This window comes from Methylobacterium radiodurans, assembly GCF_003173735.1.
GTDB lineage: Bacteria > Pseudomonadota > Alphaproteobacteria > Rhizobiales > Beijerinckiaceae > Methylobacterium > Methylobacterium radiodurans.
In genome coordinates this window covers 3,551,271-3,575,745 of record NZ_CP029551.1, presented here as the reverse complement: position 1 = coordinate 3,575,745, position 24,475 = coordinate 3,551,271, and the positions used below count along the sequence as shown (strand labels likewise).

Genomic DNA, 24,475 nt, shown 5'->3' with positions numbered 1-24,475 from the left:
CAGTGCCGTCGTGTCAACAATCAGAACATTCTGCGCGCGGCTTCACCTTTGTTGCGGCACCTCACTTTCGGTCGCCCTATACCCTCAGCGATGGAGCTTGGAGTGCCATCGTCGCATTGCCGTTTCGTCCGGAGGATGATCGAGATCCTCGCCACGGATCTCGAGGATTTGCACCTCCGACCGGACGAGGCGCGGTTCAAGGCACTCCTGGATCTTGAGGTCCAGGCCCGAACCCATGGCGCTTGCGATGCGACCCTGCGGGTGATCAGCCAAGTGCGCGTGATGGCAGGAGCCTATGTGACGCGAATGGCGGAGCTTCTCGATCAAGGTTGCAGACCGGGTGCGCCAGGCACTACCGCAGGCAGGGACATCGGTCACACCCTCTGATTGGCTGGTTATGGTCCGCAGTCTCCTCAACACGTCGATAGCCGTGGGTGTGCTGGCTCTGCCGCTCCCAGCGCTGAGCCAGGGCGCAGGTGGGTCAATGCCGGGCAGTGGGAGCGGGGGTGGGGCGGCGCAGATTGGTGGCAGTTCGTCGCCTACAGGCAGCAGCGGGAGCGGTGGATCGACTGGGCTTGGCGGCCCCAGCGCTGCAGGCTCGGGCGTCAACGGCGGCTCTCCCCCGAGCGGCTCTGCTGGCGCCCAGGAAGCCGGTACCGGAGCAGGCCACCGGCCGCCGGGCGGTCAAACCCGCGGCGGTACGGCTACCGGCACCGGTGCAGGAGCCCAGGACATGAGCGTCGGCACGCGCCAGCCGAGCATCGACCAGCCTCCGAACCGCGGCCCCACCAGCAGCGGCCCTGCAAGCTCCTCGTTCGGGGTGGCTCGCTGATGCGGGCAGTCCCGACAACCACGAGAGATCACCGACCGGAGGCCACTCGCGCCAGTCTCGCTCCAGGTCGCCGTCGCCGCCTCGCATCCAGCCAACCTGTGAGGCGTGACCTTCAAGCGAGCCAAGCGTCAGATTTTGGGCTGCCCGGATCGAGGTCCATAAGTCTTGGTCCGCGGCGAACGTTCACAACTGGCAGCTCAGCGGTGCAGAGGAGCGTCATGCTCGGATGCGCGTCTCCCAGCCTGAACGGTCCTCCGCGCGCACCGGCTCAGATGTCTTCTTGGGGTCAGACGGCGGTTCGAGCCGGCGCAGCTCATCGTCAGCCTCGGACAGAAGTCGACTGCGCCGGAGCTGTGATGAGACGGGCGCCACGTCGGTAGGTCAGGTAGCGCCAGAGCCATTGCAGGGTGACGCGGGAACGCTGGGCGAAGTCCACGAGCAGCACGACGTGCACCGCAGCCCAGAGCAGCCAGGCGACAAATCCCTTGAGACGCCGGCCGCGGCCGAAATCGAAGATCGCTGCGTGGCGGCCGACGATGGCGGCATTGCCCCGGTTGCGGAAGACGAAAGGCGGCAGCACCGTCCCGCTGGTCAGGTTCTCGCGGAGCGCGCGGCCGAGATGCGTGCCCTGTTGCTGGGCAACCTGTGCCAGACCCGGGAGAGGCTGGCCCGACGCGTCCCGGCACAGCGCCGTATCGCCCAGAGCGTAGACATCGGGAACGCCGGCGACCGAGAGGTCTGCGGCGACTGGGATCCGGCCGCTGCGGTCCGTCGAGATCCCGAGCCAGGAGGCGGCGGGTGAGGCACGCACGCCCGCACCCCAGATCACCGTTGCAGCCTGGACGAGGCGTCCGCCCATCGTTACGCCGCGGCCGTCGATGGCCTCCACGGGAACGCCGGTCGTGACCGTCACCCCCAGGCGTTCGAGAGAGCGTTGCGCGTAGGAGGCGAGCGCCTCGGGAAAGGCGGTGAGCAGGCGCGGGCCCGCCTCCACCAGGATCACCCGCGCCGCGGCCGGGTCGATCCGGCGGAAATCGCGCGCCAGGGCGTGGCGCGCCAGCTCGGCGATCGACCCCGCCATCTCCACTCCGGTCGGCCCACCGCCCACCACGACGATGGTCATCTGACGCCTCCGCTCGGCCGCATCCTGCGTCCACTCGGCTCGTTCGAAGGCCTCGAGCACACGCGTCCGGATCGCCCGGGCCTCCTCGATGCTCTTCAGCGCGGGCGCGTGGGGCGCCCAGTCGTCGTGACCGAAATAGCTGCTGGTCGAGCCAGTGGCGATGATGAGGCGGTCGTAGGCGATGGCATCACCCTCCGCCAAGTGGACGCGCTTGGCCCCGATATCGACCCCAGTCACCCGGCCCATGACCACCCGGATGTTCGGATAGGGCGCCAGGATGTGGCGGATGGGCTCGGCAATGTCGGCCGGCGAGAGCGCGGCGGTCGCCACTTGGTAGAGCAGCGGCACGAAGAGATGGTAGTTGTTGCTGTCGATTATGGTGACCTGCACCGACGATCCAGCCAGCGCTTTGGCGGCGGCGAGTCCGCCGAACCCGGCTCCAACGATCACGACATGCGGCTCGGTGGCCAGGTGCTGCTCAGACATGTCGCGGGAACCTCCGCTCCTATGCGATGTATCCCGGTGGACGGAGGCGAAAAGCCCGTGTCGGTCGTTCCGGGTCCGGCGCCTCGCCCGGACTGACGAGGTGAGCGCCCGGATGCCGACTGTGTTCCTCGATTGCGACGGCGTGCTCGCCGATTTCGACGGTGGTGCCGCGCGCGTTCTAGGCGTGCCGCCGAGGGAGTTCGAGCGTCGCTACGGCCCAGGACGTTTCTGGGGACGTCTCGCCGAGGCACCCGACTTCTTCGGCACACTCGATCTCCTACCGGATGCTCTCGAACTCTACGGCGCGGTGCGCCACCTCGACCCGGTGATTCTCACCGGGCTGCCGCGAGGCGACTGGGCCGAGCCGCAGAAGCGCCGCTGGGCGGCGCGGCATTTCCCAGATACCGAGGTGATCACGACCAGCGCGGCGCTGAAGCGCGAGCATTGCCACCCGGGCGATGCCCTGGTGGATGATCGCGAGAAGTACCGGCACCTGTGGGAGGGGGCCGGCGGTGTGTTCATCCATCACAGGAGCGCGCGGGCCTCGGTCCGACAGTTGCGCGAGCGCGGCTTCCTGTGACGCTCACAGAAGGCGCGGCGCGAGAGCGTATCCGCCAAAGGTCATCAGTAGATCAGGCGATCGCGCGCCGCCTGCCAAGAAATACATTAATAATTACCTTGTCCGAGTGAGCGCTTTCAACATTCTCTTGTCACTTTGTCGCAGCCATATCCCCCCTTACGGCCGGACCTGGGACCTTGTTTGATCTGCGCGCCGCCGCTCGCGCTCAGGCCGCATCCATCACGCCGGCATCGGACAATCCCTCCGCCTGCAGGCGCCACATCTCCTCGAAGAGGCCGTTCGCTTCGCGCAATTGCCGGATCGTGCCGTCCTCCACGATGCGGCCGCCTTCGACGACCAGAATCCGGTCGAAGGTGGTGAGCGTCGAGAGGCGGTGTGCCACGGCGATGACCGTGCGATCCCGCATGATACGGACGAGTGCTGCCTGGATCGCCATCTCGGTCTCGGTGTCGAGGGCAGACGTCGCCTCGTCGAGAAGTAGGATGGGCGCTCGCTTCAGGATCGCGCGGGCGATGCCGATGCGCTGGCGCTGCCCGCCCGAGAGCCGCGCGCCGCGCTCGCCGACGATTGTGTCGTAACCGTTGGCCAAGCCGCGTACGAAACCGTCGCAAGCGGCCGCACGTGCCGCCGCCATCACGGCCGCGTCGTCGGCCTCGGGTCTGGCAAAGCGGATGTTGTCGCTCACCGAGCGGTGCAGGAGGCCGATCTCCTGCGGCACCACCGCCAGCGCTTCGCGCAGCGAGTCCTGCCGCACGGCGGCGATCGGCTGGCCGTCGATACGGATCTCGCCCGCATCGACGTCGTAGAGCCGCTGGATCAGGTGAACGAGCGTCGACTTGCCAGCCCCCGACGGGCCGACGATCCCGACCTTCTGGCCGGCCGAGATGGTGAGCGTCACGTTGGAGAGCACCGGCGGGCCCGAACCGTAGGCGAAGGAGACGCCCTCCAACTCGACCTCGCCGCGGCGGGCGATCAGTGGGGGGGCGCAGGCCGCATCCCGCACGGTGCAGGGCTTGGCGATCACCGAGAGCGTCTCCTCGATGAAGCCGAAATGCTGCGCGACATCGACGAGCGAGAGCGCCATGTCCTTCGAGGAATGCAGGATCCGCAGCGTGAGGCTCGCCACCAGGACGACGCTGCCCGCGCTCGCCGCGCCGCGGCTCCAGAGCTGCAGCGTCCAGGTGAGAATGCCGGCGGCGAGGACCCAGAGCGCGGCGTCGTGAATGAGGCGCGCCTTCTCGAGATAGAGCCAGCTGCGCCGCTGCGCCGCCGCCTCCCGGCGGAAGCCCGCCCCGAGGCGCTCGCGCTCGCGCACCCGGGCCGAGAACGCCTTCACGGTCCACATATGGGCGATGGTATCGACCAGATCGCCAGCGATGGCCGCGGCCTCGCCCGAATAGGCCCGGTGGATCGGGCGCCCGCGCGCGCCGAACCAGATCAGGCCCGCCGTCACCACGACGATCATCGCGAGGAGCGCCAGGGTGAGGACGCCGTCGAGGCTCGCGAAGATGAGCACCGCGCCGGCCACGTCCACAACGGGCGGGATGATGCGCCAGACGACGGTGTTGATGAGCGCCCCGAAATTCCCCGCGGTGGCGGTGATGCGCTGGCCGAGCGAGCCGGCGAGGTTCTCCGCGAAGTAGCGCATCGACTGGCCGCTCAGGTGGTCGAAGAGCTCGTTGCGCAGGTCCACGCCGACGCCGACCGTCGTGCGGCAGGCGAGCCACCCGGTCAGGCGCGCGAGCGCGGCCTCGATCGCAATGAGGACGAGGAACAGGGCGAGCGCCCACAGGACCGCCTCGCCGAGCGCACGCGGACCCGCCAGGGCATCGACCAAGAGCTTCAACCCGTATTGCTGGCCGATCCCGCAGCCGGCGGAGGCGACGACGAGGCAGAACAGGACGGCGAAATGCCCGCGCCACGCCCGCATGTGGTGCAGGATGAAGCGGCCCCCGTCGCGCAGATGCGCGGGGCCCGAGCCGGCCTCCGGTCCGACTGTCTCGAATCCCGCGCCTCCGAACTCTTGCGTCATGCGCGCTCTCCCCATCCTGCCGCCTCGAAGCGGACCTGCTGCTCGCGCAACTCGGCCGCGAGCGGTCCGTCGATTGCCCGGACCCCGGCCGCGTCGGGTGCGGAGAAGAGGCCGACGGCGCAGGGCCGCTCGTTCTCCCAGCCCGGATAGTCCTGGATTGGGTAGAGGCAGATCCCGAGGACCGGCACACCCGCCGCCTGCGCGGCCCGCACCTCGCCGCAGACGTAATGGAGCCAAGCGGCCTTCGCGGTACCCTCGGCCCCGGTCTCGGAGACAAGGAGCGGCCGGCCGTAGCGCGCGTAGGCCTCGGCCAGCATCTGGCGGAACGGCCGGTAGGCGTGGTGCCCGAGCGGGATCGTGCCGCCGCCATGGACCCACTGGTTGTCCGGGTAGAAGTTCAGGCCGACGAGATCGAGCGCGGCGGCCGCCCCGCCGAGCTCCGGCGCGAGGCGTCCCGCCACCATGTCGAGGGCCTCGTACTGCACCGCCCGGTAGGCGGCGGCCGCCTCCCGGCTCTCCGGGTCAGGACCGCCGACGACGTGGATCGCCGGCTCCGCGAGGAGGAAGCGCGCGGCCGACTCCACCGCGCGCACGGCCCGCGTCGCGGCGAGGGCGGCGCGCACGAGTTGGCGTTTGAGCGCGGGCCCGGCACCCGTCGCCAACGGCCCGATCCGCCCGACCTCGCCGCCGGCCCAGGCCCAGTAGGAGATCTCGTTGACGGTGCACAGGAAGGGCGGCGCGCCTGAGACCTGCCGGATGCACCGCGCGGCCTCCGCCGCGAAGGCCGCGAAGCGCTCGATGAAGCCGTCCGACCAGATATCGAGATCGTCCGGCCAGCCGTAATGGCAGAGGTCCCAGATCACCTGCAGGCCGGTCTCGCGCTGGGCCTCCAGCATCGGCAGCGCGCTCGACCAGTCGTAGCGGCCCGGCGCGGTCTCGATGCGGTGCCAGCGCAGGCCGTCGCGCGCCGCCAGCATGCCGTGCTCGGTGAGGGCCCGGTAATCGGCGAGGGCGTGCCGGTCGTGGCCCGTCGCCGCCACGAGGTCGAGGCGTCTTCCGTCGGCGCGCCGGTGCGTGGAGCACTCGAAGCCGCCGAGGAACAGGCTGCGGAACGGGGAGCCTGGCGGGCGCACGGGCGCGCTCATTCCGCCGCGCAGCGTCCGGGACCGGGGCGCAGCAGCGCCTCGGCGCAGCGGGCGACCGCGCTGTCGAGGGCGGGCATCAGGCTGCCGCGGACGCTCGCGAGCACGAAGATCCGTCCCGACCCGGCCGGCTCGGGCGCCGGCTGCGGCAGGCCCGCGGCCCGCGCGAGGCGGTGCGCGAGGCCGGCCCAGGTCGTCGCGCCCGCATGGGCGAGGTGCCAGATGCCGCTCTCCCCATCGATCAGGAGGTCGAGAGCGGCGTGGACGAGGTCCGGTAGGTAGGCGGGCGAGACGAGGTCGGCCTCGGTGCTGCGCCAGGCCCGGCGGTCCGGTCGGTCTGGGAGGAGCCGGAGCGCGGCCTCGCCGCTGAGCCCAAAGACCGGGCCGGTGCGCACCACGAGGGCGCCCGGATGCGCGGCGCGGATCTGGGCCTCCCGCTCTGCAGCGCTGTGCCCGTAGGGACCGCATGGCTGCACGGGGTCGTCCTCCGTGAGGGGTCGCCCCGCCTGCCCTTCGAAGACTAGGGCGGAGGAGACGGTGAGGAAACGCAGGTCCGCCCGCGCCGCGATCCCCGCCCGAAGCGCGCCCGTGCGGATCCCGGCCCGAAAGCTGCCGCCGGGGTAGCGCAGGACCATCTCCTCCAGCGGGAGCGGCGTCGGGTCGATTAGGGCCCACAGCCCGGGGCGGGCGAGCGCCTCGGGCAGCGCCGCCTCGTCGAGGATGACGGGCCGCAGGCCCCGCGCCGCACAGATCCGCGCGATGGCCTCGGCATAGCCCGCGCCGTCCTGCAGCACAGCGACGCCGGGCGCTCCAGCCGTCTCGCCCGTCCCCCGCTCCGACGCGTAGAAGCGGCACTCCCGGCGCCACCAGCCCGGCGCCGCGAGTACCGGGTGCCTGAACCCGCCCGTTGCTGCGAGTTCCCGGGTCGCCTGGCCCAAGGCGGTCAGCCGTGGTTGCGGCGCACGGATGTCGAAGGCGCCCGGCTCGTAATGGCCGGCCCGCGCCACGAGCAGCGTGTTCCAATCGACCGCCCCGAAGAGCGACCAGACGGTGACGGCCTCGACCGGCACCTGCTCCCGGCGCAGATCCACCGCGGCCTGCCAGACCTCCGAAAGCCAGCGGAGCTGGTCGTCCCGGCTGCAGCCGTGATGGACCTCGGTGACGGCAAGCGCCTGTCCGTAGCGCGCCCAGACCTCGTCGAGGCGCGCCTTCGGCCCGGTTCTATCCGCGAGGTGGCGCAGCCGCACCGCCTCGGCGTCGGCGTAGCGGCGGCGCCCATTCCCGCCGCGCAGATGACGCGGATAGGCGCGAGTCCGCTCGTCGAGGTAGCGCTCGCTGGTGAGATAGTGGTTCACACCAATCAGCGCCGGCCGCGCCTCGCCGGTCAGGAAGGCTTCCAGCTCTGCCCGGGGCAGGCCGAGCGCCAGAAAGCGCTCGAACCAGGGATGGGTAGGGTCCAGCCGGCCGCAGAGCAGGTCGAGGCTGAGCCAGCGCCGTTCGTTCTCGTAGGCCGCCTGCTCCGCAAGCGCGGGAGTGCTGAAGGTCCGCCCGACATCCTCTGTCTGGATCAAATGCGCGCCCGGGGTGACCGCCCGGATGGCGCGCAGCGCCAGCAAGGTGGCGCGGCACTGGTTGAACATCATCCGCAGGAACTCCGCCTCCGAGCGTCGGTGCGGGTACCAATGGCCGTAGAGGCCGGCGAAGCGGGCCGTGGTCAGGGGCTCGTTGACCGGGGTGAAGCGCTCGATCCACGGGTAGCGGGCCGCCACGCGGCCGGCGTACTGGGCGAGCAACGCCGGAAAATTCGGATCGGCGAGGCTTGTGTAGCGCGGTCCGCTGCCGTGGTGAACGAGACCCGCGATCACGTCGATCCCGAGCGCGCGCAGGCGCGCCAGCCGCGCGTCGTGCCAGGACCAGTCGCAGGTCTCCGGATCGTCGGGCGCGACGCTCTCCCAGAGGATCGGGTAGCGCAGCGTGCGGATGCCGAGCGCGGCGATCGCGTCGAGATCCTCCGGGCGGTCGCGATGGCCCGTCTCGGCGACCTGATCCCGATAGGCGTTCCGGATGCGGACGACGCTGCACTCCACGCCCCCCCAAACCTCCAGCATCGCGTCGCCTCTCGCACGGGACCCCGGCCGTACGGTTCGGGAAGAGACGACGGCGTCCGAAAGTTTCCACACTGAGGCAGAGATTGTAAATATATCAAAAGTTAAATGAGATTTGCGCGGCAGATGGCTCATTTTCATGCGAATTAAAACAACATAGGTTGTAAATTAATTTGAAATACGCCCGAACTTCCGGAGAACAAATAGCCTGGAACGGGAATTGAAGCATTGATGGCGGTGTGACAGCAGGGGTGAGGGTGTGAACGGAATGCATGCGTCCGGGAGCAGCGCTCCCGCAGCGAAACTCGGCGAGCATCCGGTCCAGACCTCCACCATCCCCGATCCCGGCGATCTGCGCAGGCCCATGCTGGTGTGCTTCTCGCACCTGCGCTGGGGCTTCGTCTGGCAACGCCCGCAGCACCTGCTCGGCCGGGCGGCGCGGGACTTCGACGTGATCTTCGTCGAGGAGCCGGTCTTCGAGGACGGCGAGCCCGGCCGACTGCGGGTCGAGACGGTCGCCCCCGGCGTCACCGTGGCGGTACCGGTCCTGGCGCCGGCCGACGCCTACCGGGCCGACCGCGTCCAGGCTGCGCTGATCCGGGAGCACCTGCGCGACCCACCGCCCGGCCCGCGGGTGGTCTGGTACTACACGCCCGCTGCTCTCAGCATCTCGGCGGACCTGCCGCGGGACCTCACGATCTTCGACAACATGGACGAGCTCTCGGCGTTTCAGGGCGCCTCGCCGGAGCTGATCGCCCAGGAGGCGGATCTCCTCGAACAGGCCGACCTCGTCTTCACCGGCGGCCGCAGCCTCTACGAGGCCAAGCGCGGCCGGCACGGCGACCTTCACTGCTTTCCCTCCTCGGTCGATGCGGCGCATTTCGGGAGCGCTCGGGTGGCCGGCGCACCCGACCCCGAGGACCAAGCCGCGATCCCGCACCCGCGCCTCGGCTTCTTCGGGGTAATCGACGAGCGCTTCGACCGTGAACTTCTGGCCGCGCTCGCCGCGCAGCGGCCGGACTGGCGCTTCGTGATGATCGGCCCGGTCGTGAAGATCGACCCCGCGAGCCTGCCGCGGGCCCCGAACATCCACTGGCTCGGCCCGAAATCCTACGCCGCGCTGCCGGATTACCTGCGCCACTGGGATCTCGGTCTGATGCCGTTCGCGCTGAACGAGGCGACCCGCTTCATCAGCCCGACCAAGACGCCCGAATTCCTGGCAGCCGGCCTGCCGGTCGTCTCGACGCCGATCACCGACGTGGTGCGCGATTACGGCGAGGTCGGCCTCGTCGCGGTGGCCGACACGCCGAACGGGATCGTCCTCCGGGCCGAGGCCCTGCTGGCCGGGCCGCGGGCGGCGTGGCTCGGGCGGGTCGACGCGTGCCTGGCCGACCGATCCTGGGACCGGACATGGTCGGAGATGCTGGCCCTGATCCGCGACCGGCTGCGCCGCCGCGCGCGCCAAGACCTCTACCGCCTGCCGCAGAGCGCATCCCCGGTCTGACGCCCCGAACTGGAGCACGCCCCATGTACGATTGGCTCATCGTCGGCGCGGGCTTCGCCGGCAGCGTCCTGGCGGAACGGCTGGCGCGCGAGCGCGGCGAGCGCGTGCTGATCATCGACCGGCGCAACCACATCGGCGGCAACGCCTACGATCGTCTGGACGAGGCGGGTCTGCTGATCCACCAGTACGGGCCGCACATCTTCCACACCAACGCAGAGGCGATTGTCTCCTACCTGTCGCGCTTCACCGCGTGGCGCCCCTACGAGCACCGGGTGCTGGCGATGGTGGACGGCCAGGCCGTGCCCATCCCGATTAACCTCGACACGATCAACCGCCTCTACGGCCTCGCCCTCGGCCCGGACGAGCTCGCCGCGTGGTTCGCCGCGCGCGCCGAGACGGTGCCGGAGATCCGGACCTCGGAGGACGTAGTGGTCGCGACCGTCGGTCGCGAACTCTACGAGAAGTTCTTCCGCGGCTACACACGCAAGCAGTGGGGCGTCGATCCATCCGAGCTCGACCGGCAGGTCACGGCCCGGGTGCCCACCCGGACCAACCGCGACGACCGCTACTTCACCGACACGTTCCAGTCGATGCCGGCCGAGGGCTACACGCGGATGTTCGAGCGGATGCTGGCCCATCCCAACATCCACGTGATGACGAACGCCGATTTCAGCGATGTGCGCGACGTCATCCCGCACCGGCGGCTGATCTATACAGGGCCGATCGACGCCTTCTTCGATTACCGCTACGGGCGGCTGCCCTATCGCAGCCTGCGCTTCGTCCACACCACGCGGGACGTCGCACAGCACCAGCCGGTGGCAGTGGTGAACTATCCACAGACCGAGGCCTACACGCGCATCACAGAGTACAAACACCTCACGGGGCAAGAGCACCCGAAGACGTCGCTCACCTTCGAGTATCCGAGCGCTGAGGGCGATCCCTACTACCCGATCCCGCGGCCCGAGAACCAGGCCTTGTTCAAGCGCTACGAGGCCCTGGCGCAGGCCGAGCGGAACGTCTGGTTCGTCGGGCGGCTGGCGACCTACCGCTACTACAACATGGACCAGATCGTCGGACAGGCGCTCGCCACCTTCCGGCGCATCGACGCGGCGCTCGAACGCCCCGCCGCCGGGACGCGGCGGCCGGCGTCACCGCTCTACGAGGCTGCGCCCTCGGCCGGCTGACGGAGCGTGCCGGCGCCGGTGGCGAAATGCTCCGGCGTGAAGTGCCCGCAGCGCAGGGCCTCCTCGACCTCCTCCAGGCTGCGCCCCTTCAGCTCGGGCAGGAACTGCCAGACGAACAGGAAGGCGAGCGCGTTCAGGCCCGCATAGACCCACATCGCGCCGCCCGCGCCCAGATGGTGGATCAGCGAGAGCGCCGTGCCGGTGAGCAGGAGGTTCGCGCCCCAGACCGTGCCGGCCTGGGCGCTCGTGCCAGCCGCGCGCACCGAGAGCGGGTAGACCTCCGAGCCCGTCAGCCAGCCGATCACCTGTAGGCCGCCGGCCTGGAACATCATGAACAGGAACAGGCAGGCGATCACGTAGGGCGCGTCCTCCGGCCCGGTCCGGCCCAGCGCGAAGAGCGCGCCGAGGACGGCGAGGGAGAGCGCCGCGCCCGGCAGCGTCAGCAGCGACAGGCGGCGCCGGCCGACCCGATCGACGATGGCAAGGCCGAGCGCCGTCATGGCGAGGTAGATCGCCGCGATCCCCACATTGGTCAGCAGCGCGCCGTCCTCGCTGAAGCCGACCCCCTTCAGCAGTGTCGGCGCGTAGTAGATCATCATCTCGATGCCCACGAGCTGGGTGAAGGCCGCGGTGCCGCAGCCCGCGACCAGGGCGGGCCGCACCCAGGCCCGGGTCAGGCCGCGCCAGCCGCCGGCCTGCCGGGCGGCCCGGCCCTGCCGGATCGTCTCCGCCACCTCCGCGAGTTCGCCATCGAGGTCGGCTCCCTCGGGCCGGACCCGGGCTAGCGCCCGCCGCGCCTCTGCCCGCCGGTCCTGCGACACGAGCCAGCGTGGGCTCTCCGGCAGGGTGAACATGGCGGCAAACAGGACGAGAGCCGGCACCGCTCCCGCGGCGATCATCGTGCGCCAGGAAAGCACGTCCTGCAGCCCGTAGCCCACGAGGCTCGCGCTCAGGATACCGAGGCCGATCGCGACGCTGAAGGCCACGACGAGACGTCCCCGCCGCGCGGCGGGGGCGAGCTCCGCCACGTAGGCGGGGATCGACTGGGACGAGGCCCCGACCGCGATGCCGAGCACCACGCGGGCGAGGGCGAGCGTCGTCGGGTCGGGCGCGAGGCTCGCGGCGGTCGCGCCGAGCGTGAAGATCGCGGCGATCGCCATGATGGTCCGCCGCCGCCCGAACCGGTCGGAGACCGCGCCGGTCCCGAGCCCGCCCAGCACCGCTCCGAACAGGATCGCGGCCGCCACGACCTCCTGCATCGCGTGCGAGAGCGCGAACTCGGCGCTGATCGAGAGCAGCGCGCCCGCGATGATGCCGGTGTCGTAGCCGTAGAGGAACCCGCCGATCGCCGCCGTGGAGGCCACAAGCCTCATGAACGGGTTCATGCCCGGCGGCGCAGCCCGGGCCGGGGTGTCCGTCCTCACCGCTCGCGCGGTCCTGCCCTCATGCATCTGCACCCGCCTTTCCGCCGCCCTCGCCGCGCCGTACCCTGCCCCCGATTGTCCCTAATCGCGCCATCGCTTCAGCCGAGGAGATCCGCGTCCCCAACCCCGCCGATGAGACATCCGTCGATGTTCCCCCTCGAAGCCGCCCCGGCCTTCGTGCGCGCCGCCGCGGCCCATCTCGACCTGTTCGGCCTCCTCGGCCTGTGTTTCGGATTCGCCGCCGGGCTGATGCCGCAGCGGCGGCTGATCCTGCTCTGCTCGGCGGGCTGCGGGCTCTGCTTCAGCGCGCATTTCCTGCGCCTCGGCTCCCCCACCGGCACCGCGATGAACCTGATCGCCGTGGCCCAGTGCCTGCTCGCCGCCCGCTTCGTCACGGCCCTCGGACGCCCGGCCTGGCTCGACGCGGCCTTCGCCGCCTTCTTCCTGCTCGCCGCCGGCCTGACGCTCGCCACCTGGAATGGGCTGCCCTCGGTCTTCGCGGGCGCCGCCACCCTCGTGGCGACGGCCGCGCGCCTCCAGGCCTCGCCGCAGGTCATGCGGCTCCTGCTGATCGGCGCGGCGCTCGGCTGGGCCGTCCACAACCTCCTGGTGGGCTCCGTCTACGGCCTGACCTGCGATTGCCTCGGCCTCCTCGGTCTGACGGCGTCCCTACTGCGTGAGCGGGCGGCCGAGCGCTTTCCCGCCTCGACACTCGGTCCCGTTCCGTCCCACTGATCCTGAGCCGCCAGCATCAGGCCGCCAGCGGCTCGGCGAAGGCCGCGGGCAGGAGCCGCTCCAGCGCGGCCATCTCGTTGAAGACCTCTTCTGCGCCCGCCGCCCGCAGGCGCGCCTCCAGATCGGGCGGGCAGTGGGACCCGCCGGTGAAGCCGAAGGTACGCATTGCCGCGGCGCGGGCCGCGGTCACGCCCGGCACGCTGTCCTCGACGACGACGCAATCTTGCACGGCGCTGCGCATCCAGCCGGCCGCATACACGAAGACGTCCGGCGCCGGCTTGCCGCGCGCGACCGCGGAGGCGCTGACGACGTTTGCGCCGAAATGCCCGAGGAGCCCGGTGGTCTCAAGCCCCTGCCGCAGCTTGCCGGGCGCGCTGCTCGAGGCGACGCAGACCGGCGCGCGTAGGCGCCGCAGGACCGCGTCCACGCCCGGAACCGCCCGCAGCTCGGTGGCGTAGGCGGCGGCGGTGCGCTCGCGGGTCCGGGCCAGGAAGGCTTCCGGCATGGGTGTGCCGTGCTCCCCCTCCAGATCGGCCAGCATCGCGCCCTCCGGACGCCCCGCGAAGCGCCGGATCACCTCCGCCACGGAGATCGGGAAGCCCAACGCCGTCAGTTCCTCGGCTACGAGGCGGCAGACGAGGATCTCGCTGTCGATCAGCACGCCGTCGCAGTCGAAGATCAGAGTCGGGGTTTGCAAGCGGTCTGTTCCTTCTTGAGGGAGCGGCTTGGCGCGGCCGCTCACTGGGCGCGGGCGTCGATGAAGGTGCCGGACTGGACGAGGTGCAGCAGGCTCAGCAGGCTGCGGCTCGCCGCCGGGGGCAGCACGCCCTTCTCGGCCTCGTAGGCGGCGAGCGGCCCGTTGATGCGGTCCGCGAAGCGGCTGCTGAAGGCCTCGATCGGGCCCGGATCGCCGGCCGGCGGCGCCTGGAAGCGGGCCAGGATGCGGGTGATCGGGTCCTCGGTCGCGAAGAAGCGCTGGAGGATGGCGGTCGCCGCGCCCACTAGATACGCATCGACATCGACGTCGCGCACGAAGGCCGCGTAGGCGGGATCGCGCCGCAGCAGAAGCGCGACGCCCTCGCGCATCTCGTCCATCACAGCGATGGCGTGGCGGCGCTCCCCGGGCGAGGCCGCCATGAAAGCGTTGAGTTTCATCGCGTGGTCGCCGCCGCTGGCCTGGAAGGCCCGCAGGGCGATCAGCCAGTGCGTGCCGTTGAGCAGCCATCCCTTGATCTGCTTCTCGACGTCGAGATGGCGCCCGAAGTCGATTCCACTGCCGGCACAGAGGTCGCGCAGGATCTCCGTATCGGGCCCGAGCGCCAGCTTCAGGGAGGCGTAGGGCTCCGTGCGCACACGGACGGTCGGGTGCGCTCCCGACGCATCCTCCTCCAGATCGACGCACATCCGGTCGACGAGTGCGGCGACCGGCGTCACTTGGCGGCGCAGGACGGCCGCGCCGGCCGGGGTGAGCCCGTCGGCCGGGCGGAGTTCAGCCAGTACCTCCTGGGCCGAGACGGTGTTCTCGCAGGCGACCAGGAAGATCGGGCCGATCGGCTCGCCGGCTTCGCGCAGACGGGCCAGCGTGCACAGCGCCTCGATCACCGGGCCGTAATTCTCGCGCTTCAGCACGGAGGCCGTGACGACGACGCCCCGGTGCTGTGCCGCCGAGGCGCCGGCGATCTGCCGCGTCAACCGCCCAAGCCCCTTATCGGCGTAGGTGTGGAAGCCCGCGTAGCGGACGCGCTGCGTCGGCGCCTCGGCACCGTCCAGGATGCGCAGGTGGTAGGTCCGCTCGGGGTTGTCCCGCAGCAACGCGTTGCGCCGCTCTGCGCCGAGTGCCGTGTTGCCCGTCGCGTTCGCGCCGGAGACGGCGCGGTTCAGGATGACGCTCTCGGTCGTGGGCGACTGGAACGCAGGTACGACCAGGCCCAGGCCGAGGCGGCCCGCGCCGAAATGAATGTGCAGCATTGTTGTTAATCCTCGACCGGACGAGTCCCCGTTGCGAAAGGCCGGCCCCAACGTCGCGAGCCCGGCCTTAGGGACGTCAGGACGCCTTGCGCAGTAGAGCCGCCCCTCGGTGGCCGAGGCCGTTCGCCTCCGCGATGCGTCGGGTGGCGGGAATATTGCGCCAGATCACGTTCAGAAGCGTTTCGGTCGAGATTTGAGTGTCGGATTTGTGTTTTGTAGGCGCCATTGTGAGTTACACTACCTTGATTGGATACAAGGCCAACCGTTCGCCAGGGCGAGGGATCCGGTTCGATACCGCACCAAGCCGGTGCTCGACCGGATGGCGAGAGCACGAGACCGGCTCGGTTCGGCTCTTACACTTATGCGAATGAGACGGAGGGGCTGTCCTTTGTAGGACGGGTGAGGGCCCTTCAGAACCGCGCCGGTCCAGCGCGCCCACCACGAAGGTGCGATGACCCAACCGTTCCGGAACTGTCTGCTCCGCGCGCTGCCGCCGGCCGATCTCGCGCTGCTCGCGCCCCATCTCGTGCCGGTGCCGCTGGCCAAGGGCGATGTGGTCGTGCGCTCCGACGAGCCCTTCACGCACGCCTGGTTCCCGGAAAGCGGGCTCGCCTCGATCATTTCGAACACGAGCGAGCCCCGGCGCCTCGAGGTCGGCCTGTTCGGATGGGAGGGCATGGTGAGCACGGCCCTGGTCCTCGGCGCCGACCGCACGCCGCACGAGACCACGGTCCAGATCGAGGGGACGTGGCTGCGGATCGAGGCCGACCGGCTGCGCACGGCGATGGAGCAGAGCCCTGCGCTGACCGGCGTGCTGATGCGCTACGTGCAGACCTTCCTGCTCGTCCTGTCGCAGACCGCGCTCTCCAACGGCGCCTACAAGATCGAGGAACGCCTCGCCCGCTGGCTCCTGCTCGCGCACGACCGGGTCGACGGCGACGAACTGCCCCTGACGCACGAGTTCCTGTCGCTGATGCTCGCGGTGCGCCGCTCCAGCCTGACCATCGCGACCCACATGCTGGAAGGGGCGGGCATGATCCGGGCGAAGCGGGGCCTCATCATCGTGCTGGACCGTGCCAAGCTTGAGGCCGCGGCTGGCGAGACCTACGGCAAGGCGGAGGCGGAGTACGAGCGCCTGATCGGCCCCTATCGGAGCGTGGCGCCGGCCTGACTCCCGCGCTCTCGATCGTTGCCGGCTGGGGAGGAGCCAGAAAACTCTGCCTCTGCGGTGGTCCGGCCGCAGGCCGAGCAACGCCTGACCAGCGAGGCCCGGAAGCCCAGCGAGCGAGATGGAGTCCTGATCCGGCGCGTCGGACATTGCCGCCGAGCCCTTGCCAGGAAAGCTTATGATCGCCGTTACGCGCCCATCACCGGGTCGCTGCATCGGATGACGGCCTGCGTGGATCGGATCGCGCGTAGGATCTCGGGCTTGGCGCCGGTCGCAAGCGCCTCCTCTTCCAGCAGGTGAAGCTGCTCCAGAAGGTAGATGCGTGCGCGATGGGCCGAGTTCGGCAGCGGCGCATGGATCAGCGCGACCAGCCTGCGCATCACCGGATCATCGGCAGGTTGCGGTGGCAACGGCATGCAGGGCACCACGATCGACACGCCCGAAGGCGGCAGGCCGGACAGGACGAAGGCCGCGCGACCGCGAGACTGGCCGCGGCCGCGTCGGGCGTGCGCCGTCTCAGCAATCGTTGCTCGACGGGCCACGGATCACCTGGCCTTCCGGCGGCTTCTTCTCGCCGGGGCTCGGCTGCTCGGCGGCACCCAGATTGTTCATGGCGCCTACCGTCTTCGGAGCCCCCGCATGCTCACCACCGGCCAGGTTCTTCGTCGTCCTGTCGGTGTTCGAACTCTTGTCGGCGGTCTCGTTCCGGCCCTGGCTGTTCGTGGTCGTGCCGATCGCGCAGGGAGCCGCGACGGCGGCACTGGTCAGGATGGCAATGGCCGCTGCGGCCGTCAGGGCGGGGCTGATCCTCATCGGTTCCTCCAGGATCGTGGCCGAGGCAGGGTCCGGATCGTGGGGTCTGCACCCTGCCCGGGAAGGACCTGCACCAGCGGACTGAGGTGCGCTGGTGCAGGCTTGAGTCGGGCTCGATGCCCTGCGAACTCCGCCAGATCGGGGGAATGAGACGGCGGAAGCCCGCAGGGCGCCGGCCAGCCATTCGCTGCAGGCCGACATGCGGAGCGTAAGGAGCGGCGCATCACCCGCATTCACATGTGCAACAAGCGAAAGGCTTCCTGGTTTTACGTGCGGTTTCGAACCGTCTTCCACGAGGGACCCTCGGTCTTCACCGAGGTTAACGCCGGGGGTTGGTTCCGACTCTATGCGGTGGGGTAGACATCCATCGCAGAGAGGGATCGATATGGATGCGCAGTTCGCAGACATCGATTCGGAAACGGCCTGGCTGGTTCAGCAACTGGTGCAGGACGGTCCGGAGCCCTCGGCTGCAGCAACGATCCTAACAATCGAGAGGCTGCGCCGTCTGGAGGATGTGGCCCGCAACGCTGGCACAAGCCGGCAGGCCTTCCAGAAGATTGTGTCGGCCCGCCGCATCCTCGGCGACCGGGTCGATCTCGGCCCGACACCGGACTTCTTCGACGATGTCCTCGCGCCCTTGCTCACGCCGACCCCGGACGGTCTGCGCCCCGAGCACGTCGTCCGGAAGAGTGTGTAGGCCCAGTTCCGGTCGAACGGCCGCAAGACTGCTCACGTTCGCACGACGTTGAGGCGTGGGCAGGACTGATCCTGAGCCTGATCGGCAAGCGATCGAGCCTGATTTTGTCGGACCCGCCTGTGCCTTCGGCCATGCATGGTTGGTGCGTTAGCTGAATTTCCTGCCGGTCTCGCTTTCCGGTGGGACATCCGCTTCCAGCAGCGAACCGGACAAATTCAAGCCGACGCATAGAGTTTGCAAAGGGTCAGCACCCGTCCCGCAACACGTGACCAGCGGATGGGGGGCGTCGAGGTAACGTATGCTTACGGCCTCGGCCTCGGGGCAGCTTTGCCTCTTGCGGGCGGGATCACCCGATGCGGGGTCAGGTTGGTCAAGCAGGCTCCTCCTGAGACATGCCACGATGCCAAGGCAAGACAAGCAGAAGCCCCTGCCTGCACGAGCGACCTATCCACCCCCTGAGCCGGGAGGGCTGGCGCCAGCCCTCATGCGCAACATCCGGACGTTGCAGGAGCGCCGGAGTGCCGCGGAACGGGCTGCCTCGATGCAGGAGCGCGTGGCCGAGGCGATCACGCGGTTTACCGGCAGCATGACCTTCGTCTGCCTGCACGTCATGCTCTTCGGCTTCTGGACCCTCGTGAACTCTGGTCTGTTGCCGATCCTGCCGAAGTGGGACGAGTCTTTCGTGATCCTGGGCACCTCGGCGTCTGTCGAGGCGATTTTCCTCTCGACGTTCGTGCTGATCAGCCAGAACCGCATGGCCGCTGCTGCCGACAAGCGTGCTGACCTCGATCTGCATATCAGCCTCCTGGCCGAGCACGAGGTGACGAAGCTTGTCGCGATGGTGTCGGCGATCACGGAGCACCTCGGCATCGAGACCGAAGCTGATCCCGAAGTCGGCGAACTCAGACAGGATGTTGCACCTGACGCTGTTCTCGACGAGATCGAACGGAACGGCGGCTCTTGACCTTCGGCTGTGCAGCCGGCGGTTGGGTTTCAACCGTCCAGAGGGTCAAAGGCGAGGATTTACTCCGCATTGTCCCTCTGTAGGTTGCCTCGGTCGCTATCGCGCCAGGAGCCGACATTATGCCTGCAGGCGCCGAACCGCCGCTCTCGACCCAAAGCAGGCCTTCGTAAGGTCCGCTTACGGGCATTCTGATGAGCGGCATGAGCGACCGATAGTGGCCGAAAGTTGCCTGTCCGCTTAGGAGACGGGCTACCGGAAAAGCCGACGTTTCCCGACGACGTCATCCGAGGTCCTCCATCGTTCCTTCGACGATGTGCCGGCCGCCGTTGACGAAGGACTCGCGCGCACGGACAACCAAGCGGTTGAGACGGTATTCACGCACAGGTTGATGACGCACGTATCCTTGGCGCACGGGTGGGTCCCCGTTGGGGGCGGAGAGCTCGGCGACCTCATCCGCGGCTACGACTGGGCGAAAACGCCGCTCGGGCCAATGGCAGCCTGGCCGGGGCCCATCCGCACCATCGTCCAGACGCTCCTGCTCTCGCCCGTACCGATGGTCGCGGCATGGGGGCGCGAGGGCATCCTCGTCTACAATCAGGGATACGCCGAGGTCTGCGGGCCGCGTCACCCGCGTGCCCTAGGCGGACAACTGCTGGAGATCTGGCCGGAGGCACGTGCCTTCAACGCCCACGTCATCGAGAGCGGCCTCGCTGGTCGGCCCCTCAGCTTTCACGCGCAGGAACTCGAACACTGGCGGCTGGGCCGTCCCGAGAAGGTCTGGATGGATCTGGAGTACACGCCCATCCTCGACGAGGGCGGCACGCCGATGGGCGTGCTCGGCAGCGTGATCGACATCACCGCGCGTGTGCTGGGCGAGCGTCGCATGGCCGCCAGCGAGAGCCGCCTGCGCTTCCTCGACCGCCTCGCCCAGGCTACCGCGGACGCCCGCGACGCCGACGCCGTGCTATCCACCACCACGCGGCTCGTCGCTGAGCACCTGGGCCTGTCCAACTGCGCCTACGCCGACATGGACCCGGACGGCGACGGCTTCACCATCCGCGGCAACTGGCACGCCCCGGACGCGCCCTCGATCCTGGGTCACTACAGCCTCGCGGCATTCGGCAGACTCGCGGTCGGGGAGCTCAACGCCGGGCGTCCACTCGTCATCAACGACAACCTCGCCGAGATCGCGCTGCACGAGGCGAAGACGTTCCAGGACATCGGTATCGCCGCCACCATCTGCATGCCGCTGGTCAAGGACGGACGCCTCGCGGCGCTGATGGCCATCCACCACGCGCAGCCGCATCACTGGACGGAAGAGGAGCTCGGGCTGATCCGCGAGGTGACGGAACGCTGCTGGGCGCATATCGAGCGCGTCGGCGCCGAAGCGCGGCTGCGCGAGAGCGAGACCCGGTTCCGTGCCATGGCCGACGATGCGCCGGTGATGACCTGGATGACGGACGCCTCGGGCGCCTGCATTTACCTCAACCGCCGCTGGTACGAGTTCACCGGTCAGACGGAGGCCGAGGGGCTCGGCCTCGGCTGGCTCGATGCCGCCCACCCGGACGACCGCGAACGCTCTGAGCAGGTCTTCCTGACGGCGAACGCGGGGCGGGAGCCATTCCGCTTGGAGTACCGCCTGCGCCGAAAGGACGGGGCCTACCGTTGGGCGCTCGATGCCGCCTCCCCGCGGACCGGCGCGCACGGCGAGCACCTGGGCTACTTCGGCTCGGTCATCGACATCGACGAGCGCCGTGAGGCCGAGGCACGGCTGCGCACTCTGACCAACGTGGTACCTGCCTTCGTCTGGTTCGCCTCGCCCGACGGCCGCCTGCACTTCCTGAACGATCGCTGGTGCGCCTATACGGGCTTGACCCTGGAACAATCGCTGCCGGACGGCTGGACCGACGCGGTCCACCCCGACGACCGCGCCCGCACGGCCGCGATCTGGTCGGACGCACGCGAGCGCGGCGTGACCTACGAGATCGAGGTGCGCTATCGCCGGCATGACGGTGCCTACCGGTGGTACGTGGCCCGGGCCGAGCCGCTACGGGATCCCGGCGGCGTGATCACCACGTGGTTCGGGACCTCGACCGACATCCATGACCGCAAGGGCGTTGAGGAGCGTCTGCGCGAGCTGAACGAGACCTTGGAGAGCCGTGTCGCGGAACGGACCTCCGAACTTCTCACGGCCGAGGAGGCGTTGCGCCAGTCGCAGAAGATGGAGGCGGTGGGCCAGCTCACGGGCGGCGTGGCGCACGACTTCAACAACCTGCTCACCATCATCCGTTCCTCGGTCGATTTCCTGCGCCGGCCCGAGTTGCCCGAGGCGCGCAAGGCCCGCTACCTCGACGCGGTCTCCGACACCGTCGACCGAGCCGCCAAGCTCACCGGCCAGCTCCTCGCCTTCGCGCGCCGGCAGACCCTGGCCCCCCAGGTCTTCAACATCGGCGAGAAGCTGCGGGCTGTGGCGGACCTCCTCGACACGGTGACCGGCGCCCGCATCCAGGTCGTCGCGGAGATCCCCGACAGTCTCTGCTTCGTGCGTGCTGACCTGAGCCAGTTCGACACGGCGCTGGTGAACATGGCGGTCAACGCCCGAGACGCCATGGACGGCGAGGGCGCGCTCACCCTTCGGTTGACCTGCGGGGGAGCGCTCCCGCCGATCCGCGACCACGCCGGGAGTACCCAGCCCTTCGCCGCCATCGCGCTCATCGACACAGGGACCGGCATCGCTCCCGAGATGCTTGAACGCATCTTCGAGCCGTTCTTCACCACGAAGGAGGTCGGCCGCGGCACGGGGCTCGGCCTGAGCCAAGTGTTCGGGTTCGCCAAGCAGTCAGGCGGCGACATCGCCGTTTCCAGCGTCGTCGGCGAGGGCACGACCTTCACGCTCTACCTGCCCCAGGTGGCGGCCGAGGCCCTGGATCGGGAAGAAGCGGTCGAGGCCACGGTGTCTCCGGTCGGCATGGGGCAGCGGGTGCTGGTGGTGGAGGACAACGTCGAGGTCGGCACCTTCGCCACCCAGATCCTGGAGGACCTCGGCTACGAGACCACCTGGGCGGCCACAGCCGAGGAGGCGCTTGACCGACTGGGAAGCGAAGGGGCGGATTTCGACGTCGTGTTCTCAGACGTGGTGATGCCGGGCATGGGGGGGCTCGCCCTCGCGAGGGAGATGCGGCGGCGTATGCCCCACATCCCCGTGCTCCTGGCCTCCGGCTACAGCCATGTGCTCGCACAGGACGACCAGCACGGGTTCAAGCTGGTGCACAAACCCTATTCGGCCGAGCAACTCGGGCGCCTCCTGCGGCAAGTCGCGTCCCGCAGGCCCGAAAGGTCGGAACGCTACACTTGAGGATCTCGGCCACGGCGCGGGGCACTTTGGAAGTCGACAGGCAGGAAACAACCCATCCAAAGCGCAGACGGGGGTTCCGCAACTGGCCGAGATCCGCACGTCTGCTCCTAGAGCGCAGCCGCCATAAAACGGACGGCACCTCACGGCTCCGACCGATTGTCTTTGCCAATCATGTCTATCGGCAGAATCCGAAATGAGCTGGCAGATTCGCTAGGCGCCGCTCAGATCACCACCTTCTCAAATCATCGCGGTCGAAGCACACATTAGTGCGTATTTGCCTGCAGTCTCTGTAGCGGCGCCTCATGACAGGTAGGCGGTCGGCAGCGAGGCCGCTTCGGCGATCCCCCCACACGCGCTTGAGACCTCCCGCGCCCGGGCCGTCTGACTTGCCGCACAGGCGACAAGGCCGGCTCTATCGATCCATTCGATCTGCTAATGGCATCCATTGAAACTATGCGTTTCCCTGGGTCGCTGCGCACGTGCAACCTGCGTCGCGTGCATGAAGTAGACGTCCGCGGAGCCGCCGTCGGGTCTCTCCGGGAGGATTAGGAGCATCATGGCCGAGCGCGGGTCTGCCCCAAGCTTCAGATCAGGCGGCGTTCTGCCGAGGTTTATAGCGCTCGCCTACCTCGCCCCGATCGCGTTGGCCGCGAGCGGCTGCGTGGCGGTTGAGGCGAGACGCACAGTCATCACACCGCAGCCGAACGCGGCTTTCACTGCCATGTATGGAGCTCAGCCAAACGAGCGCTTTGCCCTGCCGGCCACCAACATCCGCGCTGTCGATCCGCGCTACTTCCGACAGGAGGTCGCCTATCCGCGTTCCGAGCCGCCGGGCACACTCGTCGTCGATCCGGGCAACAAGTTCCTCTACCTCGTCCGCGAGAACGGCCGAGCGCTGCGCTACGGCGTCGGCGTTGGCCGGGCGGGTCTAGCCTGGAGCGGGTCCGCGCGGGTGGGACGTAAGGCAGAATGGCCGCGCTGGACCCCCACTGCTGACATGATAGCCCGTGAGCCGGAGCGCAACGCGCCCTGGCGCAACGGCATGGCCGGCGGCCTCGGCAACCCGCTCGGGCCGCGCGCCCTTTATCTCTTCGACGGCCCGCGCGACACGCTCTATCGCATCCACGGCACAACCGAACCCCGAACCATCGGAACCGACGTCTCCTCAGGCTGCATCCGGATGTTCAACCAGGACATCATCGATCTCTACGGTCGTGTTCCAGTCGAGACGCGAGTCGTCGTCTTGCCAGCGAGCGAGCATGTCGAGCCGCTCGAAGAACGGAGCATCGCATCCGCACTCCCTGCCGCTCGTAGTTGACCACGCCGCGACGTGGGTGTCCGGAGATGTTGACGGGCGCCGTAGCCTGCGGGAACGCAGCCATCCACGAACGGACAGGAGGCGGGGGAATGCGTTACCCAGATCTGGAGATTGATCTTCTGCGCGCCTTCGTGGCAGTCGCCGAGACCGGCAGCTTCACCGCTGCCGCGGATGTGGTGCATCGCTCGCAATCCGCGGTGAGCCAGAAGGTGCTGCGCCTTGAGGAGATCCTAGGACGGCGTGTCTTCGACCGAACCAGCCGCACCCTCGGCCTGACGCCCGACGGCGAGCGCCTGCTGACGGCGGCGCGCCAGATGCTGGAGTTCAACGACCGGATCATGCGCACGTGGCGCGAGCCACCCGCCAGCGGCACGCTGCGCCTTGGCGTGTCGGAGGATTTCATCCCCGGCCAGCTGCCGAAGCTACTCGCCCGGTTCGGCCGGCTCTATCCGGACCTGCACATCGACTTGATGACGGGCCTGAGCTGCAACCTCTTGGAAGCCTATGACGGGAATCGCCTCGATGCGGTGATAGTGAAGCGCGGCGGCGCGGGCGGCCGGGGGCGCGTGATCTGGCGCGAGCCACTCGTCTGGCTGGCCTCCGCTGACTACCAGCTCGACTTCACCCGGCCGGCGCGCCTCGTCATGCTGGCGCCGCCCTGCAGCTACCGCGAGATGATGATCGCCGCGCTCGATTCGGTGCGGCGGGACTGGGTCGCGGCCTGCACCGCCAGCAGCCTGATGGGCGTTCAGGCCGCGGTGGCAGGCGGCCTTGGCGTAACGCTGCTCGGCCGCTCGTTCGTGCAGGAGGGGATGCAGATCCTGCGGGCGCCGGAGCTCTGGCCGGCTCTTCCGATGACCGAGGTGACGGTCCTGGGTGAGGACCGGGCACCTGACCTCGTCCAGCCGCTGATCGCCTTCTTGAGCCAGAGCCTGGCCGGCCACGACGCGCTCACGCTTGCGGCCTGAGGCGACCTGTCCACGGCGCTCCACCGCGCTGCAGGCTGATGGTATCCGGCGGTGCTGGACCGACACGGAAGCAAAGA

Annotated in this window: 20 protein-coding genes; 11 read left to right on the top strand and 9 right to left on the bottom strand. The window is 69.2% G+C overall.

What is annotated here, in order from left to right:
* The first annotated feature begins 135 nt into the window (after positions 1-135).
* Positions 136-387 carry a hypothetical protein gene (locus DK427_RS16685; RefSeq protein WP_109952244.1) on the top strand — a complete coding sequence of 84 codons (252 nt, stop codon included), beginning with the start codon at positions 136-138 and terminating at the stop codon, positions 385-387.
* 764 nt (positions 388-1,151) lie between these two features.
* Here DK427_RS16685 and DK427_RS16680 read toward each other — a convergent pair.
* Positions 1,152-2,441, bottom strand: a complete 1,290-nt coding sequence (locus DK427_RS16680; protein WP_109952243.1) for an NAD(P)/FAD-dependent oxidoreductase — start codon at positions 2,439-2,441, stop codon at positions 1,152-1,154.
* 112 nt (positions 2,442-2,553) lie between these two features.
* Here DK427_RS16680 and DK427_RS16675 point away from each other — a divergent pair, with 112 nt between their 5' ends.
* Positions 2,554-3,021, top strand: a complete 468-nt coding sequence (locus tag DK427_RS16675; RefSeq protein WP_109952242.1) for an HAD family hydrolase — start codon at positions 2,554-2,556, stop codon at positions 3,019-3,021.
* Positions 3,022-3,226: 205 nt separating this feature from the next.
* On the opposite strand, the gene DK427_RS16670 is transcribed toward DK427_RS16675, so the two are convergent.
* The 3 genes from DK427_RS16670 to DK427_RS16660 are packed head-to-tail and all read right to left on the bottom strand — an operon-like array spanning position 3,227 to position 8,303.
* Entirely contained in the window at positions 3,227-5,053 is a 1,827-nt protein-coding gene (locus tag DK427_RS16670) for an ABC transporter ATP-binding protein (protein WP_109952241.1), read from the bottom strand.
* Positions 5,050-6,198, bottom strand: coding sequence for a beta-glucosidase (locus DK427_RS16665; protein WP_109952240.1), 1,149 nt, complete (start codon positions 6,196-6,198; stop codon positions 5,050-5,052). Before DK427_RS16665 ends, DK427_RS16670 begins: the two co-directional genes overlap by 4 nt.
* On the bottom strand, positions 6,195-8,303 hold the full coding sequence (locus DK427_RS16660; RefSeq protein WP_109952239.1) for a sugar nucleotide-binding protein: 2,109 nt from the start codon (positions 8,301-8,303) through the stop codon (positions 6,195-6,197). Before DK427_RS16660 ends, DK427_RS16665 begins: the two co-directional genes overlap by 4 nt.
* A 361-nt stretch (positions 8,304-8,664) precedes the next feature.
* On the opposite strand from DK427_RS16660, the gene DK427_RS16655 reads away from it, so the two are divergent.
* Positions 8,665-9,804, top strand: coding sequence for a glycosyltransferase (locus DK427_RS16655; RefSeq protein ID WP_245930598.1), 1,140 nt, complete (start codon positions 8,665-8,667; stop codon positions 9,802-9,804).
* A 23-nt stretch (positions 9,805-9,827) separates the two neighbouring features.
* Positions 9,828-10,988, top strand: a complete 1,161-nt coding sequence (gene glf, locus DK427_RS16650; protein ID WP_109952237.1) for a UDP-galactopyranose mutase — start codon at positions 9,828-9,830, stop codon at positions 10,986-10,988.
* Here glf and DK427_RS16645 read toward each other — a convergent pair.
* The gene (locus DK427_RS16645; RefSeq protein ID WP_245930597.1) at positions 10,961-12,412 is read right to left on the bottom strand and encodes a sugar porter family MFS transporter; all 1,452 of its coding nucleotides are present in this window, start codon (positions 12,410-12,412) and stop codon (positions 10,961-10,963) included. The two genes, glf and DK427_RS16645, sit on opposite strands and share 28 nt — an antisense overlap.
* A 147-nt stretch (positions 12,413-12,559) precedes the next feature.
* On the opposite strand from DK427_RS16645, the gene DK427_RS16640 reads away from it, so the two are divergent.
* Positions 12,560-13,147: a YgjV family protein gene (locus tag DK427_RS16640; protein ID WP_109952236.1), complete on the top strand. Its 588-nt coding sequence runs from the start codon at positions 12,560-12,562 to the stop codon at positions 13,145-13,147.
* Between the two features lie 16 nt (positions 13,148-13,163).
* Here the strand turns inward: DK427_RS16640 and DK427_RS16635 are convergent, their stop codons facing one another.
* Entirely contained in the window at positions 13,164-13,844 is a 681-nt protein-coding gene (locus DK427_RS16635; RefSeq protein ID WP_109952235.1) for an HAD family hydrolase, read from the bottom strand.
* 41 nt (positions 13,845-13,885) lie between these two features.
* Complete coding sequence (locus DK427_RS16630; RefSeq protein ID WP_109952234.1) at positions 13,886-15,115, bottom strand: hypothetical protein; 1,230 nt, start codon at positions 15,113-15,115, stop codon at positions 13,886-13,888.
* A gap of 451 nt (positions 15,116-15,566) precedes the next feature.
* On the opposite strand from DK427_RS16630, the gene DK427_RS16625 reads away from it, so the two are divergent.
* On the top strand, positions 15,567-16,286 hold the full coding sequence (locus tag DK427_RS16625; RefSeq protein WP_109952233.1) for a Crp/Fnr family transcriptional regulator: 720 nt from the start codon (positions 15,567-15,569) through the stop codon (positions 16,284-16,286).
* 185 nt (positions 16,287-16,471) lie between these two features.
* Here the strand turns inward: DK427_RS16625 and DK427_RS16620 are convergent, their stop codons facing one another.
* Both DK427_RS16620 and DK427_RS16615 read right to left on the bottom strand, forming a co-directional pair.
* Positions 16,472-16,699 (bottom strand): hypothetical protein, encoded by a 228-nt coding sequence (locus DK427_RS16620; RefSeq protein WP_162559811.1) that lies wholly within the window; start codon positions 16,697-16,699, stop codon positions 16,472-16,474.
* 100 nt (positions 16,700-16,799) lie between these two features.
* Positions 16,800-17,096: a hypothetical protein gene (locus DK427_RS16615; RefSeq protein ID WP_109952231.1), complete on the bottom strand. Its 297-nt coding sequence runs from the start codon at positions 17,094-17,096 to the stop codon at positions 16,800-16,802.
* A 385-nt stretch (positions 17,097-17,481) separates the two neighbouring features.
* On the opposite strand from DK427_RS16615, the gene DK427_RS16610 reads away from it, so the two are divergent.
* The 5 genes from DK427_RS16610 (at position 17,482) to DK427_RS16590 (ending at position 24,398) form a co-directional block, all read left to right on the top strand.
* Positions 17,482-17,793 carry a hypothetical protein gene (locus tag DK427_RS16610; RefSeq protein ID WP_109952230.1) on the top strand — a complete coding sequence of 104 codons (312 nt, stop codon included), beginning with the start codon at positions 17,482-17,484 and terminating at the stop codon, positions 17,791-17,793.
* Between the two features lie 400 nt (positions 17,794-18,193).
* The gene (locus DK427_RS16605) at positions 18,194-18,757 is read left to right on the top strand and encodes a DUF1003 domain-containing protein (RefSeq protein WP_109952229.1); all 564 of its coding nucleotides are present in this window, start codon (positions 18,194-18,196) and stop codon (positions 18,755-18,757) included.
* 490 nt (positions 18,758-19,247) lie between these two features.
* Positions 19,248-22,112: a PAS domain S-box protein gene (locus tag DK427_RS16600; RefSeq protein WP_245930596.1), complete on the top strand. Its 2,865-nt coding sequence runs from the start codon at positions 19,248-19,250 to the stop codon at positions 22,110-22,112.
* Positions 22,113-22,668: 556 nt separating this feature from the next.
* Positions 22,669-23,430, top strand: a complete 762-nt coding sequence (locus tag DK427_RS16595) for a L,D-transpeptidase (protein WP_109952228.1) — start codon at positions 22,669-22,671, stop codon at positions 23,428-23,430.
* Positions 23,431-23,519: 89 nt separating this feature from the next.
* On the top strand, positions 23,520-24,398 hold the full coding sequence (locus DK427_RS16590) for a LysR substrate-binding domain-containing protein (RefSeq protein WP_109952227.1): 879 nt from the start codon (positions 23,520-23,522) through the stop codon (positions 24,396-24,398).
* Positions 24,399-24,475: the final 77 nt, after the last annotated feature.